15 protein-coding genes and 1 pseudogene are annotated in these 17,084 nt (G+C 69.1%); 3 read left to right on the top strand and 13 right to left on the bottom strand.

Annotated features, from left to right (window positions below; translation table 11 throughout):
* Positions 1 to 82 precede the first annotated feature (82 nt).
* Together C7389_RS22785 and C7389_RS22790 are read left to right on the top strand one after the other, a co-directional pair.
* Positions 83 to 1,144 (top strand): effector protein Tle3 domain-containing protein, encoded by a 1,062-nt coding sequence (locus C7389_RS22785; RefSeq protein WP_162851813.1) that lies wholly within the window; start codon positions 83 to 85, stop codon positions 1,142 to 1,144.
* 137 nt (positions 1,145 to 1,281) lie between these two features.
* A complete protein-coding gene (locus C7389_RS22790) occupies positions 1,282 to 2,748 on the top strand; it encodes a type VI lipase adapter Tla3 domain-containing protein (RefSeq protein WP_133594970.1) in 1,467 nt (488 codons plus the stop codon).
* Between the two features lie 649 nt (positions 2,749 to 3,397).
* Here the strand turns inward: C7389_RS22790 and C7389_RS22800 are convergent.
* The 13 genes and pseudogenes from C7389_RS22800 to C7389_RS22860 all read right to left on the bottom strand — a co-directional run bounded on the left by C7389_RS22800 (position 3,398) and on the right by C7389_RS22860 (position 16,453).
* Entirely contained in the window at positions 3,398 to 4,381 is a 984-nt protein-coding gene (locus tag C7389_RS22800) for a FecR domain-containing protein (RefSeq protein ID WP_133594971.1), read from the bottom strand.
* Positions 4,360 to 4,860: a sigma-70 family RNA polymerase sigma factor gene (locus C7389_RS22805; protein WP_133594972.1), complete on the bottom strand. Its 501-nt coding sequence runs from the start codon at positions 4,858 to 4,860 to the stop codon at positions 4,360 to 4,362. Before C7389_RS22805 ends, C7389_RS22800 begins: the two co-directional genes overlap by 22 nt.
* Positions 4,861 to 5,015: 155 nt before the next feature.
* Positions 5,016 to 7,475, bottom strand: a complete 2,460-nt coding sequence (locus tag C7389_RS22810) for a TonB-dependent siderophore receptor (RefSeq protein ID WP_133594973.1) — start codon at positions 7,473 to 7,475, stop codon at positions 5,016 to 5,018.
* Between the two features lie 227 nt (positions 7,476 to 7,702).
* Positions 7,703 to 8,665, bottom strand: a complete 963-nt coding sequence (locus C7389_RS22815) for a FecR domain-containing protein (protein ID WP_133594974.1) — start codon at positions 8,663 to 8,665, stop codon at positions 7,703 to 7,705.
* Positions 8,662 to 9,186 (bottom strand): sigma-70 family RNA polymerase sigma factor, encoded by a 525-nt coding sequence (locus C7389_RS22820; RefSeq protein WP_281275409.1) that lies wholly within the window; start codon positions 9,184 to 9,186, stop codon positions 8,662 to 8,664. Before C7389_RS22820 ends, C7389_RS22815 begins: the two co-directional genes overlap by 4 nt.
* Positions 9,187 to 9,302: 116 nt before the next feature.
* Entirely contained in the window at positions 9,303 to 10,145 is an 843-nt protein-coding gene (locus C7389_RS22825; protein ID WP_162851814.1) for a TonB-dependent receptor domain-containing protein, read from the bottom strand.
* Positions 10,146 to 10,486: 341 nt separating this feature from the next.
* Positions 10,487 to 10,726, bottom strand: a pseudogene (locus C7389_RS25910) (FecR domain-containing protein); the annotation flags it as partial.
* Positions 10,678 to 11,037, bottom strand: coding sequence for a FecR/PupR family sigma factor regulator (locus tag C7389_RS22835; protein ID WP_133594977.1), 360 nt, complete (start codon positions 11,035 to 11,037; stop codon positions 10,678 to 10,680). The gene C7389_RS22835 and the pseudogene C7389_RS25910, both read right to left, overlap by 49 nt.
* Positions 11,034 to 11,528, bottom strand: a complete 495-nt coding sequence (locus tag C7389_RS22840) for a sigma-70 family RNA polymerase sigma factor (protein WP_133594978.1) — start codon at positions 11,526 to 11,528, stop codon at positions 11,034 to 11,036. Before C7389_RS22840 ends, C7389_RS22835 begins: the two co-directional genes overlap by 4 nt.
* A 223-nt stretch (positions 11,529 to 11,751) precedes the next feature.
* Complete coding sequence (locus tag C7389_RS22845; protein WP_133594979.1) at positions 11,752 to 12,150, bottom strand: DUF423 domain-containing protein; 399 nt, start codon at positions 12,148 to 12,150, stop codon at positions 11,752 to 11,754.
* Between the two features lie 112 nt (positions 12,151 to 12,262).
* Positions 12,263 to 14,752: a TonB-dependent siderophore receptor gene (locus C7389_RS22850; protein WP_133594980.1), complete on the bottom strand. Its 2,490-nt coding sequence runs from the start codon at positions 14,750 to 14,752 to the stop codon at positions 12,263 to 12,265.
* Between the two features lie 196 nt (positions 14,753 to 14,948).
* The gene (locus C7389_RS22855) at positions 14,949 to 15,953 is read right to left on the bottom strand and encodes a FecR domain-containing protein (RefSeq protein WP_133594981.1); all 1,005 of its coding nucleotides are present in this window, start codon (positions 15,951 to 15,953) and stop codon (positions 14,949 to 14,951) included.
* Entirely contained in the window at positions 15,950 to 16,453 is a 504-nt protein-coding gene (locus tag C7389_RS22860; RefSeq protein WP_133594982.1) for a sigma-70 family RNA polymerase sigma factor, read from the bottom strand. Before C7389_RS22860 ends, C7389_RS22855 begins: the two co-directional genes overlap by 4 nt.
* A gap of 210 nt (positions 16,454 to 16,663) precedes the next feature.
* Between C7389_RS22860 and C7389_RS22865 the strand changes: the two genes are divergently transcribed.
* Positions 16,664 to 16,879: a YlcI/YnfO family protein gene (locus C7389_RS22865; protein WP_133594983.1), complete on the top strand. Its 216-nt coding sequence runs from the start codon at positions 16,664 to 16,666 to the stop codon at positions 16,877 to 16,879.
* Positions 16,880 to 17,084 lie beyond the last annotated feature (205 nt).

Consider the following 17,084-nt stretch of genomic DNA (forward strand, 5'->3'; position numbering starts at 1 on the left):
CCGCGGCCCCCACCCCGATCACCGCGGAGAGTTGATTAACCCAGGGGGTCAATTCCAGATGTCGTCAGGGGGTTAAATCCTCGTGTCGCTTGACAGCCTGCGCCAGAATGTGCCTGAACTTATCGGCAAGCCCCCGAGCTACGATTATTGCCTGCGCTACATCTATGAAAGTACTTGGGAAGGCTCGGGTATCCCCTTGACCGAGATCCTGGCCTCCAAAGAAAATTTCGAACCAGGACAAAAGGTCCGTATCAACGCACCGGCTTTACCCCTACCCTTCCGGGCGGACTTCACCGGCACTGGCGTACGTGATGCAAAGGCCGCCTCTTCCGGCATTGCGCCCGTCTATTCACCAGCCGACCCGATCGACGCCGCGATTGCCATCACCAATGGCGGCATCGAGACGGCTGGGCAACGTCTGGTCACCCTGCCCGAAAGTGAAGGCCGCTTCTCTGGTGCCTACTACAACAATCCCGCTCGGGCGATGTCGCTGGCGCCGAAGCTGGAGGCACATTTAACTGGTCTGAACGACCCCACGCGCAACCCCTATACCGCCCCCACCAACAGCGCCTGGGCTGCAGACTGGCATCGCATCAGCTCAGTACTCCACAAGGGTGGGCGCAACTTCCTCGTAACCTATCAAGAAACGCCTAACCAAGCTCGTCAGCGCCTCATGGCGGCCAAGCCCGGGGAACTGAAGCCTATCTCCTTTCACTCCGCCATTCCGGCCAGCGCCATACACAGCCGTAGAGCGCTGGCCTACGACCTGGCCATCGGGCAGGCATGCAGCATCGATGATGAGACCTTCTATGCCTATCTGTGCCGCGTCGCCGATTGGCGTTTGGATTGGGAGACCACTAAGGACGAAGACTGGAGTGGTTCTCAAACCACTCCGACCGATGTCCCGGACGATGCCGTACTGGAACGCTATCAAGCTGAGTCGGCTGAAAACCGGAAGTTGATCGATGCCACCAGCCTCTATCGCAGCAACACCGTGCCCCCTGCCAGCCAGCCCACCCAGGGCGGGGGCTTCCTGCCCCGGATGACCCTAGAGGCCGACTATCCCAGCCTGGTCGTCTGGCAGACCCTGGACGACCGAGAAAACGGCCGACCGCCCCAGGCCGGCCCGCGGAGGCGCAAGTGAAGCGGCTCTCTTGCCTTATCGCGGTGCTCCTGTGCGGGCCGGCAACGGCCACCGCCCAAGCCCCTGCACCCCTATCCTCGACACCGCTGGCGGCAGTGGCATGCTCTTTGCCCTCAGCCCCCTCCCAAGGAGCCACCATGACGCAGCCCCCACCTTCCTCCCCACGCCTGCAAACCCTGGACATCGTCGGGCTCGGGCTGAGTCTGGATGTTTACCGGCAAGGGCAGGCCTGGGCACGGTTGCGCAAACAGGACACCGATCAACCCGATGCTTTGCGGCTAGGCACCGCTCTCCCCCTGGACCCGCGTGATTACCCCACCGATGGGACGCGGATGGACATGGCCTGGCGACAGCGAAAATTTAATGCTCTAGAGTTGGCCCTGCAGGGCTTTCCAGAGCGCTGGCCCCTGCCGACCGTAACCGTGGTCCGGGATTACGACCCGCGGATGGACCGTCCCCGGGTGCCACCGGAGGATATGGAAAAGTCCTTGGTCAAGATGGTCAGTCGAGGTCTCGGAGAAGCGGGCTTGCACTGGCATCGAATTCGCCAACTGGAACACGGCGTCATCTGCAAGACCGACCCGGAGGCACTGGTAGAAACCCTCTTCCAGTTGTTCGAGCAGCATCCGGATCTACCCGCCTTGATGGTCTACGCTCTCGACAGTTTCAATATGCGTGCAGCGCTGTCCAGCAAAAATGTCAGCCTCGACTCCATCAGCCCCCCTGGAGCACGTCTGCCCGATACGCCTACCGACGCAGTCGTGGCCCTTGTCGTGGCCCGCCCCGAGCGTCTGTCCTGGCTGCGTGAATTCGCCCGCTACACAAAAGCCGAGCCAGGCTCCATCGACCCCGCCTTCAAAGGCTGGGCACGTACTCCACCCCGCCGCTTCCAGCCCACCCCTTTCTTCCCGGAACCCGTCACTCAGCGTGGCCTTGCCCAATGGGACAGGCTCAAGGTGCTCGCCCGGCTGCACCGGCCCGTGACTGTATCGCTTGCGCAGGGCAAGGCAGCACTGAAGGGCAGCACCCGCGACAAAGCGCTTGCCATGGGCTGGGACCAGGCAGCAGCTGGGCTGCCTTCTGCGCCAGCGCGGGTATTTTTCGACACCGGCAGACTCTCCGGCGGCACAGCCCAGCTGGCCCCTGCCCTACATCTCGCGCAACAGCCCATCGACATCCTTGATGCCCAGCAAAGCTACGACCTCAGCCTGCGAGTCGGCGATATCGGCGCGGCCTCTCCCTTCGTCGGCATCGCCTTGGCCACCATGGCCAGTTACCTGAACGCGGACAGCAGCCTGGTGGTGCCGCTACGCCAGGCCAACAACGCAAGCTTCATCGGCGTTAGCTCACCAAACCCCGGCAAAACACCAGCCGATGACCCCTTTGGCGTTTCCCTGCGGCCACAACACTCCACGGTAAGCGATGAGCCTTCGCCGGAACTCCAATCCCGACTGGCGAGATTGGAAAAGGAGTACCAGACTCTGGGCAAGCCCGATTCACCGTTTCATCGTGCCCCAGACCTCATCGCCGCGGAACGGCACATCCTGGATAGCTTCATTTCCAGTGCGCCAGGCATCGCCTCGGATGAAGATAATTTCAAGTAAGTGAGACGCCCGCCACGGAAGCAGGGCGCTTAGCCGGCAGCGGCGAGCCTGCACCGCGTGCGGGCCTCTGGCTGCAGGCAGGCCACCCGGAAATCCGCTGCCGGATGGTGGAAGGGCAGCCTTTGCCTGCATTGGATGGGCAAACCATCACCTGGACGTGGTCCGAACAGCCTCCGCCAGGCATGCGGGCCGTCACCGGACAGCCCTGCCCCTATCCAGGCCTCTGGCACTGCGAGGACACCCCGGCAGGCCCTCACACTTTCCAGCACGGCATGCCTCTGCCGCCCGTGCAGGGACGAGAGGTCACCTGGTTCCTGGTGAAAGCGCCGTGATGTTCCCCCCAGGGGGCTCACGGAGATGGAAACACCCATGCGCATCAAGCGTTCTGACGCTCCTGAAGCAATACCTTGCAGCCTGCGGACTGACCCTCCAGTTGTGGAAGACCCTCCCGCCCGCCGCCAGCTACCGGGCGGGAGCGGCCTCGGCTTGCTGCGGGCTTGCGTGCCGCTTGGGGTTGGGAAAAAAGCAGGCTCAGCGGATCAGCCCGGGAGTGGCGTGTGGGAGGAAGGCATTCCGCCAGCGAGGCCAGCGGCCTGGAGCAGCGGGGCACGGTTTCAGGCCGCTGGCTGCGCCCTTGCCTGACCTGGCTTCAGCCGCCTGCCGCCGGCAGCGCCTCCACGCTGACCCAGTAGCGGCTGCGGTAGCGCAGCGCCACCGGCAGGCTGTCCGCCAGGGTGGCGAGGGCGCGGTCGGTATCGGTGGTCTGGAACACGCCGGAGACGCGCAGGCCGGCGACTTCCGGGTCGCAGCGCAGGAGGCCGGGGCGGAAGCGGGCGAGTTCGGCGATGAAGTCGCCCAACGGCTGGCCGTCGGCGACCAGGTGGCCGCGCACCCAGGCGTCGGCGCCGGCGGGGGCGGGCGTGGGCGGGGAGACGGCGCTGGCGCTGAAGCGGGCCTGCTGGCCGGCTTCCAGCCGCAGCGGCGTGCCACCGTCGGCGGGCTGTATCTCAACCGCATGCTCCAGCACGGTGACGCGGCTGTGGCCGGCGCCGTCGTGGCGCACGCTGAAGCGGGTGCCGAGCGCGCGGATGCGGCCTTCGGCGGTGTGGACGAAGAAGGGGCGCGGCGGCCGGGCGCTGTCCGGCGCGGTCTGCACCAGCAGTTCGCCGGCATGCAGCACGATCCGCCGCTGGGCGGCATCGAACAGCACGTCGGCCGCGCTGGCGCTGGAGAGGAAGAGCTGACCGCCGTCGGCGAGCGGGATGCTGCGGGTTTCGCCGGTGGCGGTGCGGTAGTCGGCGCTCAGCTCGCCGCCCCAGCGGCGCCAGGCCAGCGCGCCGCTGGCGGGCAGGGTGAGGGCGAGCACGAGGCTCTTGACGAGGGCGCGGCGGCTGCGCTGCCGTGGGCGGCCCAGCGTGGCGTGGCCCAACTCCGCCGGCAGGCTGCCGAAGCGCTGCGCCAGGGATTCCGCCGCCTGCCAGGCGCGCTCATGGCGCGGGTCCTGCTCGCGCCAGCGCTGCAGGGCGCGGCGGCCGGCGTCGTCCAGCTCGCCGGCGTGCAGCTTCACCAGCCAGTGCGCGGCCTGGTTCACCACGCCGGTGTCGGCCGGGCTCAGAGCAGCGCGGCCAGGCATTGGGCGAATCCGGCATGCATGTGGCGCTTCACCGTGCGCAGGGACAGGCTGAGCTGCTCGCCGATGGCGGCGTAGGTCAGGCCGTCGAGCTGGGACAGCAGGAAGACGCGGCGGGTGGTCTCCGGCAGGGCATCCAGCAGGCCGTCGATGTGCAGCAGGGTTTCGAAGATGGCCAGCCGTTCCTCCGGCGAGGGTGCCAGCGGCTCCGGCATGGCGGCCAGCGCGTCCAGGTAGGCCTGTTCCAGCTCGCGGCGGCGGAAGTGGTCCACCATCAGGCCGTGGGCCACGGTGCGCAGGTAGGCGCGCGGGGTGCGGAAGGCTTCCTGGCGGCGGGCGGTGATTAGGCGCAGGAAGGTGTCCTGGGCGAGGTCGGCGGCCTGGTGGGAGCAGCCGAGCTTGCGGCGCAGCCAGCTTTGCAGCCAGCCGTGGTGATCACGGTAGAGGGTGCCGATGGCGTCGGCGGATGCGGCGGAGCTCACGGTAGGCGTTCCTGTGACTGCCAGGGCTGGCTGACCGCGGGGCGGTGTGGCTGGCCGCTAATTGTTAAGAACAATTCTCATTTTCTATCCTGAAATGCGGTGCGTCAATGCGGGGCATGCGGCAGCCCGCGGGCCGCCGCATGCCGGGAAGGGCATCAGAAGGTGTAGCGCGCGGTGAGGCGGACGCGGCGCGGGTCGCCGAAGATGTCGTAAGGGTAGTACGCGCCCACGGCGATGCTGCGGTAGTACTTGCGGTCGAACAGGTTGTCCACATTGAGTTGGAGGTCGAGCTGGCGGCTGGCCTGGTAGCCGGCGATGAGGCCGACGACGGCATAGGCCTTCTGCTCGGAATGCCAGCCGCTGCTGTCGGAGCGGATGCGGCTTTGCTGGTGCAGGTTGCCGCCCACACGCCAGCGCTGCAGTTCGCCCGGCAGGCGGTACAGCGTGGTGAGCTTGAACTGCTGCACCGGTACCTGGGTGTTGAAGGTCCGGCCCTCGTTGCTGGCGTCGGCGTCGCGCAGGTAGCGGGCGCGGGCGTAGCTGTAGCCGGCGCCGATCTGCCAGTTGGGGGTGAGCGCGCCTTGCAGCTCCAGGTCCACGCCTTCGCTGCGCACCAGGCCGGAGGCTTCGGAGCAGGCGGTAGCGGGATAGCTGGGGCAGCTGCTCTGATCGTCCAGCACGCGGGCGCGATTGGTCTGGTTGATCTGGAAAAGGGCGGCGCTGGCGTTGAGCGCGCCGCCGAAGTATTCGCCCTTGATGCCCAGTTCGTAGTTCTCGCCGACGACGGGTTCCAGGACCTTGCCGTCGATGCCGCGCGCGCTTTGCGGCTTGAAGATGTCGGTGTAGCTGACATACACCGAGTGCTGCGCGTCGAGGTCGTAGATCAGGCCGGCGTACTGGGTGAGGTTGCGGGTGATGCGGTAGCCGTCGTCGCCGCGGCGGTTGTCGTAGTCATACCAGTCCTCGCGGGCGCCGACGATGAGCTTGAGCGGATCGGCCAGGCTGAAGCGGGCGCTGAGGTAGACGCTCTTCTGGGTGGTGATGTCGTGGGCGCCTTCGCCGCTGGCGTCATAGGCCGGCTTGGGGAAGCTGCGCGGGTTCCAGGTGTAGGGATCGACGGTGCCGGGCAGGTAAGCGCCGTAGTAGTCGTAGGTGTTGTAGTCCAGCCGGCGGCGGCTTAGGCCGGCGACCAGTTCGTGGCGGCGGCCGAGGAAGTGGAAGGGGCCGCTGGCGTAGAGGTCCAGCGCGCTCTCCTCCTGGTCCATCTTCTGCGCCCACAGGAAGCGCCTGCCGGCCCACACCGAGGTGGCCAGCACGTCGACCTTGGTGAGGGCGTAGCTCGCGCCCAGGCGCAGCACCCATTCATTGTCGAAGTGGTGTTCCAGCGTGGCGAAGGTGCCGTTGCTGCGCGATTTGTTGTATTCCCAGTCGGCGCCGATGAAGGTGGAGCGGGAGACGTCCAGGTGGCTGCCGTCGCTGTTGGCGGGCAGGCCGCCCCACATGAAGTTGGAGTAGTCGTACTGGCTGAAGGCGCCCAGCGTCAGCGTGGTGGCGGCGCCGAGGTCGGCCTCGGCCACCGCGTAGAAGTTGTCGTGGTTTTCCTGCTGGGCGTCGCGGAAGCTGCGGGCGTCCTGCTTGCTGGCGACGAAGCGGCCGCGCAGGGTGCCGCTTTCGTTCAGCGCGCCGCCGACATCGGCGCTGACGCCGTATTCGTCCCAGCTGCCGACGGTGGCGGACACCGAGGCCTGGAAGTCGCGGGTGGGGCGCTTGCGCACCAGGTTGAGCGCGGCGGAGGGGTTGCCGGCGCCCTGCGCCAGGCCGGCGGCGCCGCGCACCACTTCCACCCGGTCGTACATGGAGAGGTTGGCCTGGGCGCTGGGGATGTAGCCCATCACCGCGCTGGGGAAGCCGTCGTGCATCACCGTATCCACCTCGAAGCCGCGGGCGTTGTAGCTGGGGCGGGCGACGCCGCCGGCATTGCTGAGGAAGAGGCCGGGCGTGGCCTGCACCGCGTCGTTGATGCTGGTCATCGCCTGGTCGTCCATGCGCTGGCGGGTGATGACGGTGACCGACTGCGGCGTTTCCCGCAGCGATAGCGGCAGCTTGGTGGCGGTGCGCATGCTGGCGGTGGTGTAGGACTCGCTGTGCTCGGTGGTGCCGTCCGCTTCCGCCTGCGAGGTGACGGTGACCGGCGCCAGCACGCGGGTTTCGCCGCTGGCCGGGGCGGCGCGCAGCAGGTAGGCGCCGCTGTTGCCCGGCACCGCCTCCAGGCCGGTGCCGGCGAGCAGGCGGGCAAGGCCCTCGGCCACGCTGTAGCTGCCTTCCAGCCCGTTGCTGCGGCGGTCGGCTATCAGCGCCGGCGGCATGGCGATGCTGATGCCGGCGCTGCCGGCGAAGCTGGCCAGCGCCTCGTCCACCGGGCCGGCGGCGATGCGGTAGTGGCGCTTGGTGTCCTGGGCCCGGGTGACGTCGATGGACGCGGGCGTGTTCTGGGCGAGCGCCGGGCCGGCGGCCAGGCTCAGGCCGACGAGGGCGAGGCGGAGCTGGCGGGCGAGGCGGGTGGGGCGCAGGCGCAGGGAGGCGGGAAGGCGGGTGCCGGCGGGGCGGGACGACATCGTGGTTTTCCTTCGCATGTAAGGGGTGTGTGAGGAGGTGTCATCGCCTTCACACGCGAAAGCGGAAAAAGGGACAGGGCCGGCGAAAAAACTTTCTGCGGCACGGGCTGTGGCGGGCTGCGCGGTGCCTCTGGCGCAGATCGCCGGGGGCGGGGAGATGGATGGGGAGGGTTCAGGCGGGAGCGGGGAGCGCGGCCCGCACGCAGCGCATGGCGAGGCTGGCGCCCTTATGCCGGCTCGACCGTCACCCAGTAGCGGCTGCGGTAGCGCAGCGTTACCGGCAGGCTCTCGGGCAGGCTGGCCAGCACCTGTTCGATGTCGCCCAGCTGGAAGGCGCCGGAGAGCATCAGCCCGGCCACCGCCGGGTCGCAACGCAGCACGCCGGGGCGGTAGCGGTCCAGTTCGGCGAGGAAGTCGGCCAGCCGCATGTTGCGCACGAAGAGGATGCCGCGCGACCAGTCGTCCGCATGGGCGTCGGCTGCTTCGGTACTGCCGGCGAGGTAGCGGTCGAAGCGGGCCTGCTGGCCGGCCTGCAGCACCAGCGTTTGTTCCGGCGCGCCGGCCGGACGGATTTCCACCGCGCCCTGCAGCACCGCCACCTGGCTGTCTTCCGCCTGGCGGCGGACGAGGAAGCGGGTGCCCAGCGCTCGCGCCGAGCCATCGACGGTGGTGACGAAGAAGGGGCGATGGGTGTTGCCGTCCGGCGCGGTCTCCACCAGCAGCTCGCCGGCATGCAGGCGGATCAGGCGGTGCTGGCCGTCGTACTCCACATCCAGCGCGGTGGCGGTGTTCAGGTGCAGGCGGGTGCCGTCGGCCAGCGTCAGCCGGCGCTGTTCGCCGGTGGCGGTGCGGTGCTCGGCCAGCCATTCCCGCGCCGGCGCGCTGCGCCAGGCCAGCCAGCCGGCGGGGGCGGCGGTGAGCAGCAGCACCAGCGCCTTCACCGCGGCGCGGCGGGCGCTGCGGCGGTCGCGGTTGAGGCTGGGCAGCGCCAGTTCCGGCGGCAGGCTGGCGAAGTGGCGGCCGATTTGCTGGGCGCGCTGCCAGGCCAGTTCATGGCGGGGATCGCTCTCCCGCCAGGTCTGGCAGGCGCGCTGTTCGGCTTCGGAAGCTTCGCCGGAGCCGAGCAGGAAGAACCACTCGGCCGCGGCCAGCGCGGTCTGTTCGTCCAGCAGCGGGGCGGCGGTGCTCATAGCCCGTCCGCCAGCAGGATGCAGCGCGCCATGGCCTGCACCATGTAGCGCTTCACCGTGCGTTCGCAGATGGCGAGGCGGCGGGCGATCTCGGCGTAGCCCAGGCCTTCCAGCTGGGCCATCAGGAAGGCGGCGCGCACCTTGGCGTCCAGCCCGTCCAGCACCGCATCCAGCTGCTGCAGGGTTTCGAGGAGGATGGCCTGGCGCTCGGCCGAGGGCGCCTGCGCTTCCGGCAGCAGCGCCAGCGCTTCCAGGTAGGCGGTCTCCAGCGCGCGGCGGCGGTGCAGGTTCACCATCAGGCGCCTGGCGATCACGGTGAGGTAGGCGCGCGGTTCGCGCAGCTGCCAGCCGCCCTGCCGTTCGGCCAGATGTTCCGGCGCGCACAGCAGGCGGATGAAAGTGTCCTGCGCCAGGTCGGCGGCATCCCCTGGATTGCCCAGCGTGCGCTGCAGCCAGCCACGCAGCCAGCCGTGGTGGTGGAGGTAGAGCTGGGCGAGCGGGTCGGAGGCGGCGGCGTTCACGGACAATCCTGGCGTTTGTGGCGCTGGCTGGCTCCGGAACGGGCTGGCTGGCTACGGGAAGGATGGGTGGTTCTTAGTGAGATTGGTTCTCATTATTGTAATTCCGGCGACTAGCGTCAATCTTGCGCAGGCGGGAACCCTCGGGATGGAGCGCGCCCTTGAGGCTGGCACGCCGCAGAAGGAGGAAACGAGGATCGTCGCCGGGGCGTCGCGGGCCCCGGCTGTGCGGCCCGGCGGGGACGCCGCCCCTTGGGGGCCGCGTCAGGTTCAGAGGTCCAGTAGTCCTTGTCGAAGAGGTTGTCGATGTTCGCCCTGAGGATCAGCGTCTGCCCGCGGACGGTGGTCTTGTAGCGCGCGCCCATGCCGTACAGCGTGTAGGCCGGAATCGTCCGGCTGTTGTCGTTGGCGATGTACTGGCGGCCGGTGGGGTTGGCACGGCCGGTCAGGGTGAGCTTGGCCACGAAGGGCAGGTCCCATTCGAAGCCCTGCACTGCGCTCAGCCGCGGGACGCCGGCGGCGGTCTTGCCGTCGTACTGGCCGTTCTGGGTCTTCAACATCTCGCTGTCGATGTAGGTGAGGCCGCCCGGCAGGCGCAGTTCGGGCTGGGCTTTGCCGAACAGGCTCAGTTCGAGCCCGCGATTACGCTGGCGGCCATCCATGCTGTAGTAGTTGGAGGCGTCGGTGAGGCCACTCGGGTGCTCGATCTCGAAGATCCCGGTGGTCAGCTCGAAACGGCCGAAGTCCAGCTTGGCGCCGAGTTCGACCTGTTTGGTTTTCGACGGCGCAAACACTTCTCCCGCATTGGCCGCGCTGCCGGGTGCGGTGGGGCCGGCCTCGAGCGATTCGATGTAGTTGCCATAGAGCGACAGCGTGGCGATGGCCAGCGACTGGTTGGTCGATTCGGCCGTCTTGGGCGGGTTTTTCGCGATGGGAACGTAGCTCGGGCGGGCGGTGCGCACCGGGGCGTACAGATTGGAGGTGACGGAATAGCCGGCAATGTTGGCGTTGAGCCGGCCGCTCTCGGTGGAACTCGTCGTCGCCTCGACGACCCTGTGCCCTGGTTGGGGTTCATCAGCCGGGTGGAGGCGTTGTTGACGACGACGTCGGCCACGGTGCGGGCCTGCTGGTTCTCGATCAGTTCGGCGGTGTAGCTGGTCATCGCGAACGGAGTGTCGAAGACATCCTGGTTGGCCAGCATGCCCACCCGGCCGCCGCGGGCGATCTGGCCGCCGGCTTCGACCTCGACCGCACCTTCGAACACGGTGATCCGGCTGCTGTCTTCCCCGCTGCCGCGGCGCACCGAGAAGCGGGTGCCGAGGGTGCGGGCGAAGCCGTCGGCGGTGGCGACGATCAGCGGGCGCGCTTGCGGATCCGGCGCGCTCGTGGCGAGGATCTCGCCGGTGAGCAGGCGGATCAGGCGCATTTGCGCGTCGAAGCGTACGACTACCTCGGTCGCGGTGTTGAGTAGCAGGCGGCTGCCATCGGCCAGCGTCAGCGGGCGCTGCTCGCCGGTGGCGCTCTGCCAGCGATTGCCATCCACTGAAACCTGCCGCCAGGCCAGCCAGCCGGCCGGCAGCGCAGGTATCCAGGCCAGCCGCAGCAGTTGCCGGCGGCGGGGGCTGGGTGTTCGAGGGCGCTGCGGGCGGGCCCGGCCAGCAGGTGCCGCAGTTCGCCCAGCAGGGCTTCGGCGCGCTGCCAGGCCAGGCCGTGGGCGGGGCTGCGGGCGCGCCAGGCTTCCGCCGCCTGCCACTCCGCCGGGCCGGCGGTGCCGGCGTGCAGGTGCGTCAACCAGTCGGCCGCCTCCTTGAGGATGGCCGGGTCTATGGTGGCGGAGCGCTTGCGGAACATCATTCCACGCTCAGGCAGGCGAGGAAGGCCTTGCTCATGTGGCGTTTGACGGTGGGCAGCGACACGCCGAGCCCGGTGGCGATGCCGGCGTAGGTGAGGCCGTCCCGCTGGAAGCGCAGGAAGATGCGCCGGGTGAGCGCCGGCAAGCCGTGAAGACAGCGGTCGATGCGCAGCAGGGTGTCGACGATCAGCAACCGGCTTTCCGGCGAGGGGTATTCCGGCTCCGGCAGCAGGGCGAGGGCGTCGAGGTAGGCACGCTCCAGTTCCTGCCGGCGCCAGTGGTCAGCCATCAGGTTGCGGGCAATGCGCGTCAGGTAGGCGCGGGGCTCCTGGAAGGCGGGCATGTCCTCGCGGCTGAGCAGGCGCAGGAAGGTGCCGTGCGCCACGTCGGCGGCGTAGTGGGTGCGGCCCAGCTTGCGGCGCAGCCAGGCGTGCAGCCAGCGGTGGTGATCGGCGTAGAGCTCGGCGACGGGATGGGCTGGAGGGGCGGACACGGGGGGGCTCGGTAAGGTTGAACCCTTGGCTGGCTATCCCGCTGTGCTGGCTTGATATCGAGAATAGTTCTTTTCTGTGATGCAGGCCGTGTCGTCAATTGCGGGAGGGGCGGGTCTGGCTGCTCTTCCCCGCAATCACGCGGCCCATACCTTGCTGGCCGCGGAAATGAAAAGGTCCGGCGGGCTGCGCCGGACCTTCCTGTGTGCCGGGGAGCCGGCGGTTTCAGCGCGACGGCTTCTGCAGCCAGCCGGCCACCCCCAGCGCCAGCCAGCCGAGGATGAGGCAGCTGCCGCCCACCGGCACCACGTACACCAGCGGGCCGCTGTCGATGCCGGTAGCCAGGCGCAGGTAGATGCCGCCGGAGAAGCCGGCGATGCCGGCGACGAAGAGGGCGCCGGCGAGGTGCAGCAGGGCGTTGCCGCCCTGCCGCGCCCACAGCGCGACGCCCAGCAGCGCCAGGGTGTGCAGCATGTGGTGCAGGGTGGCGGCGCGGGCGCGTTCCAGGGCGACGGCGAGCTGGTCGGCGGGAACGAGGTGGGGCAGGCCGTGGGAACTCCAGGCGGCGACGGCGACGCCGATGGCGCCGAGCAGGCCGGCGAGCAGGGACCAGTAGCGGAACATGGTTGAAGGCGCGCGGAAGGAGAAGGCGCGAGTCTGCCATGAAGCGGCGGCCGGGCGCTGCCGCGCTGGCCGCCGGGGCGGCGTGCCGGAAGGGGTGGGGCTCAGGCCGGCATCAGAAGAAGCTGTACCGTGCCGTCAGCATGAAGCTGCGCGGGTCGCCGTAGGTGTCGGTGGAACCCCAGCGGGTGTCGTAGCCCACTGCCTTGTAGTACTTGCGGTCGAACAGGTTGTTCACGTTGAGCTGCAGGTCCAGCTGTTTGTCCACCCGGTAGCCCACCACCAGGTCGGCCAGCGTGTAGCCCTTCTGCTCGACGCGGAAGGCGGTGCCGTCGGGCAGGGTGCCGTCGTTGTAGATGCGGCTCTGCCGGTACAGGCTGCCGCCCACGCGCCAGGCCTGCAGCGCGCCGCCGAGGCGGTAGAGGGTGGAGAGCTTGAACACGCTGTGGGGGCTGTCGGTGGTGAAGTTCTTGCCCTCGTTGCTCTCGTCGGCGTCGCGCACGTATTTGGCGCTGACGTAGGTGTAGCCGGCGGCGATCTGCCAGTTGGGCGAGAGGGCGCCCTGGAGCTCCAGTTCCACGCCCTTGCTGCGTACCAGGCCGGCGGCTTCGTAGCAGGAGGTGCCGGGGTAGGTGGGGCAGGGGCCCTGGTCGGTGAGCAGCTTGGCGCGGTTGGTTTGCTCGATCTGGAACACCGCGGCGCTGGCATTGAGGCTGCCGCCGAAATACTCGCCCTTGATGCCCAGTTCGTAGTTCTCGCCCTGGATGGGTTCGAGGATCTTGCCGTCTATGTCCTTGTTGGTTTGCGGCTGGAAGATGTCGGTGTAGCTGGCGTACAGCGAGTGCTGGTGGTCGAGGTCGTAGACGATGCCGCCGTAGCGGGTGAGGTTGCGGGTGACGCTGTAATCGCCGCTGCCGTTGCGATTGTCGTAGTCGTACCAGTCCAGCCGGGCGCCGAGGATGAGTTTGAGCGGGTCGGCGAGGTTGAGCCGGGTGGTGAGGTAGAGGCCGTCCTGGGTGGTGACGTTGCGCGAGGTGGTGGTGGGCACGAAGTCGGGTTCGGCGACGCTGCCGTTGTCCCAGTTCCACAGGTCGATGCCGGCGCTGATGATGCCGCCGCCGCTGTAGTTCTGGGTGCGCATGTCCACCTGCCGGCGGCTGGTGCCGAAGGCGAGCTCGTGCTCGCGGCCGAAGAGCTGGAAGGGGCCGCTGGCGAATGCGTCGTAGGTGGCCTGGTCCTCGTCGTAGTCGCCGCGCCAGGCGCTGTGGCCGAGCACGTCGGTGGCGGCATTGCGGTAGATGTAGGTGCCGAGGAAGACCGCGTCCTGCCACGACTGGCTGGCCGCCAGGCGCAGCGTCCAGCCATTGTCCAGGCGATGCACCAGGTCGCCGAACAGGGTGCTCAGGTACTGGTTCTTGCGCTCCCAGTCGTTGCTCGGGTTGGTCGAGCGCGGCAGGTTCATGTGGCGGCCGTCGGCCGTCAGCGGCAGGCCGCCCCAGAAGTGGTTGGTGTAGTCGTCCTGGTAGGAGGCGCCGAGGGTGAGGGTGGTGCGTTCACCGAGGTCGGCCTCCAGCACGCCGTAGAACAGGCCGTGGCGGTACTTCTCGTCGTCGCGGAAGGTGCTCGCCTCCTGGAAGCTGCCGACCACCCGGCCGCGCAGGGTGCCGGCGGCGTTGAGCGGGCCGGAGGCGTCCACCTCGCCCTGGTAGTTGTCCCAGCTGCCGGCGCGGGCGGTGAAGCTGAGGCGGGTGTCGGCGGTGGGGCGCTTGCGCACCACGTTGACCGCCGCCGAGGGGTTGCCGCTGCCGGTGATCAGGCCGGTGGCGCCACGCACCACCTCCACCCGGTCGTACATCGCCATGTTGGGCACGGTGCCCACCACCCAGCCCTGGTAGCGCGAGGGCAGGCCGTCGTACATCACGTTGTCGATGTCGAAGCCGCGTGCGCTGAAGGAGGTGCGCCCCGGGCCGTCGGCGTTGCTGACGTTGAGGCCGGGGGTGTTGCGCAGCACGTCGCTGAGGGTGAGCGCGGCGGCGTCGTCCATGCGCTGGCGGGTGACCACGGTGACCGATTGCGGCGTCTCGCGCATGGAGAGCGCCAGCTTGGTGGCGGTGGCCATCTGCGGCGTGGTGTAGGAGGCGCTGTCCTCGGTGACCGCCGGGTTGGTGGCGGTAGCGGCCACGGTGACCGTCGCCAGCGTGGTTTCGCCGGCGGCGCGCGGCGGCAGCTTGCGCAGGGTGTATTCGTTGCCGCCGCGGCGGATGGCCTCCAGCCCGGTGCCCGCGAGGGCGGAGGCGAGCGCGGCATCCACGGTATGGATGCCCTGCACGCCCGGGCTGTGCAGGTTGGCGGTAAGGCCGGCATCCACCGACAGCTGGATGCCGGCCTGGGCGGCCAGGCTCACCAGCGCACCGGCCAGCGGCCCGGCGGGCACGGCATAGCTGCGGCTGGTTTCGACGGCGGCGGATTGCGCCAGGCTGCCGCCGGCGCCGATCAGCAGCGGCAGGCCGAGCAGGGCAGCGCAGACGGCGCGGGCGATGAGCCTGGGCTTCAAGGTGGAGACGCGGTGGTGTCTGGGCGCGGACGGGGCGGTCGCAGCGTGCATGGCGGGCCTTCGGGTCGGTCGATTGGTTGAGGAGGTGGGCGGATGAAGCCGCTTTCATCCGGTAAGCCAATCGAGACCAGGGAAAAGGGAACCTGCGGGGTGGAAAAATCTGGTGGAGGCTGCGGCTTGCTGGCGCTGATCCAGTTCGACAATGGCGGTGGACCGGGCGGCTCCGTCCCGCCCGCCCCGCGGTTTTTCAGCTCGGCACCACCCTGACCCACCACGACAGCGGCGCCTGGATGCGTACCGGCAGCGTGGCGGCCAGGGCGGCGAGGGTGCGGTCGGTGTCGGCGACTTCATAGACGCCCACCAGCCGCAGGTCGGCCACCTCCGGCGCGCAGTCCAGGTAGCCGCGGCGGTAGTTGGCGAGTTCGGCGATGAAGTCGCCCAGCCGCATGTTCTCCGCCAGCAGCAGGCCGTTGGACCAGGCCTGGCGGGCGGTGCTGGCCGGCGTCGCCGGGCCGCTGCCGGCAGCGTGGAGCGTGCGCTGCTCGCCGCTCTGCAGCACGGTGGCGGGGCCGCCGCCGGCGGGGGACATTTCCACCGCGCCCTGGAATACCGAGACCTGCGCAGCCTCGCCCACCATGCGCACGCTGAAGCGGGTGCCCAGCGCACGCAGGCGGCCGGCGGCGGTATCCACGACGAAGGGGCGGTCCACCCGGTCCGGCGGCGTCTTCGCGGTCTGCACCAGGATCTCGCCGCGATGCAGGCGCAGCGCCCGCAGCGTGGGCGTGTAGCGCACGTCCAGCGCGCTGGCGGTGTTGAGCCACACCTGGCCGCCGTCGGCCAGCTCGATCTGGCGGACCTCGCCGGTGGCGGTGCGGTAGTCGGCGTTCCACTCCTGCCACGGCGCGCTGCGGCTGGCGCTCCAGCCGGCGATGCCGGCGCCGCACAGCAAGCCCAGCATCTTCAGGGCGCTGCGGCGGCGCGCCTGGCGTTCGGCGGCGCGGTCCAGCGTGCGGCGGGCGGCCGGCTTGTCGCGGATGGGCAGGCGTTCGAAGGCGCCGCTGATGGCTTCCACCCGCGCCCAGGCGGCCTGGTGGCGGCTGTCGGCATCGCGCCAGTGCTGCCAGTCGCGCCAGTCGGCGTCGGCGACGCCGGGCGAGCGCAGTACCGCGAACCATTCGGCGGCCTGCTGCAGCACCTGCAGCTCGATCTGTTTGTCCGCGCCGCTGGCGGGAGGGCGGGCGGTGGCGCTCATGGCCGGGCGATCTCCGCCTGCAGGCAGTGCAGCATGGCCTGCGCCATGTACTTCTTCACCATGCGTTCGGAGACTTCCAGCTGCGCGGCGATCTCGCGGTAGCCGAGGCCGTCCAGCTGGGCGAGCAGGAAGGCGCGGCGGGCCTTGGGGTTGAGGCGGTGGAGCAGGGCATCCAGTTCGCACAGGGCTTCCAGCAGCAGCGCGCGTTCCTCCTCGGAGGGCGCCAGCGCTTCCGGCTGCAGGGCCAGGGTTTCCAGGTAGGCGCGCTCCACTTCCTGGCGCCGCCAGTGGTTGACGACCAGGCCGTTGGCGATGGTGACCAGGTAGGCGCGCGGCTCGCGCAAGGTCGGCCGTTCCAGCCGGGTGAGCACCTTGAGGAAGGTGTCGTGGGCGAAGTCCGCCGCCTGGTGCTTGCAACCCAGCTTGCGCCGCAGCCAGCCTTGCAGCCAGCCGTGGTGCTCACGGTAGAGATCGGCGACGGCGTTGGCGGGCTGGTCCACGAGCGGCTCCGGGCAGAAGGGAAGCGGGCGACTCTGGCTGGGCCGGAGGGGTGGGCTGGCTGAGTCAAATAGGAATTGTTCTTATTTTCACGGCAGGGGTTTTTCCCGTCAATGGGTAGCTTGGGGGGAAGGCCTGCTTGCAGCAGGCCGGGGGCCGGCGCAGTGTATGCGTCCCACCGGGATACCCCGGTTGTCAGCAGGGAGGCCGCGATGAAATCCACCACCTTTCCGCCGCTCCATGTGGAGCCCTCGCTACGTAGCGCCATGGAAGGCGTGCTGGAGGAAGGAGAGAGCCTCTCCAACTTCGCCGGCAAGGCCTTGCGGGCACAGGTGGAGTTGCGCCGGCGCCTTGCCTTCCCGGTGAGCGCGATGCCGGCCGCGGAACGGGATGCGGTGGTGGCGCTGCGGGAGCCGGCGCAGTCTTGAGCCGCGCCGGCCGCGGTGGAACTCGGAGGGTGTAGCCCGGCCCCGGACTGCCGTTGCGCGGGGCGCCTCAGTCGCCGCTGCAGACGGCGGTGTGCAGCGCGCCCGGGTACTTCTTTTTGCCGAACAGCTTGAGCATGTTCTCCGGCATCACCGTGAGGAATACGCTCGCTGGATGTCGTATCCCGCGGCGCTGGTATTCAGCCGG

Origin of the sequence: Azoarcus indigens (assembly GCF_004361735.1) — a bacterium.
Classification (GTDB): domain Bacteria; phylum Pseudomonadota; class Gammaproteobacteria; order Burkholderiales; family Rhodocyclaceae; genus Azoarcus; species Azoarcus indigens.

Bases quoted from the DNA above. Each gene is read 5' to 3' on its own strand.
- C7389_RS22790 (WP_133594970.1), top strand. From the start codon at position 1,282: ATGACGCAGCCCCCACCTTCCTCCCCACGCCTGCAAACCCTGGACATC.
- C7389_RS22800 (WP_133594971.1), bottom strand. From the start codon at position 4,381: ATGCCTGGCCGCGCTGCTCTGAGCCCGGCCGACACCGGCGTGGTGAAC.
- C7389_RS22810 (WP_133594973.1), bottom strand. From the start codon at position 7,475: ATGTCGTCCCGCCCCGCCGGCACCCGCCTTCCCGCCTCCCTGCGCCTG.
- C7389_RS22815 (WP_133594974.1), bottom strand. From the start codon at position 8,665: ATGAGCACCGCCGCCCCGCTGCTGGACGAACAGACCGCGCTGGCCGCG.
- C7389_RS22835 (WP_133594977.1), bottom strand. From the start codon at position 11,037: ATGATGTTCCGCAAGCGCTCCGCCACCATAGACCCGGCCATCCTCAAG.
- C7389_RS22845 (WP_133594979.1), bottom strand. From the start codon at position 12,150: ATGTTCCGCTACTGGTCCCTGCTCGCCGGCCTGCTCGGCGCCATCGGC.
- C7389_RS22850 (WP_133594980.1), bottom strand. From the start codon at position 14,752: ATGCACGCTGCGACCGCCCCGTCCGCGCCCAGACACCACCGCGTCTCC.
- C7389_RS22855 (WP_133594981.1), bottom strand. From the start codon at position 15,953: ATGAGCGCCACCGCCCGCCCTCCCGCCAGCGGCGCGGACAAACAGATC.
- C7389_RS22865 (WP_133594983.1), top strand. From the start codon at position 16,664: ATGAAATCCACCACCTTTCCGCCGCTCCATGTGGAGCCCTCGCTACGT.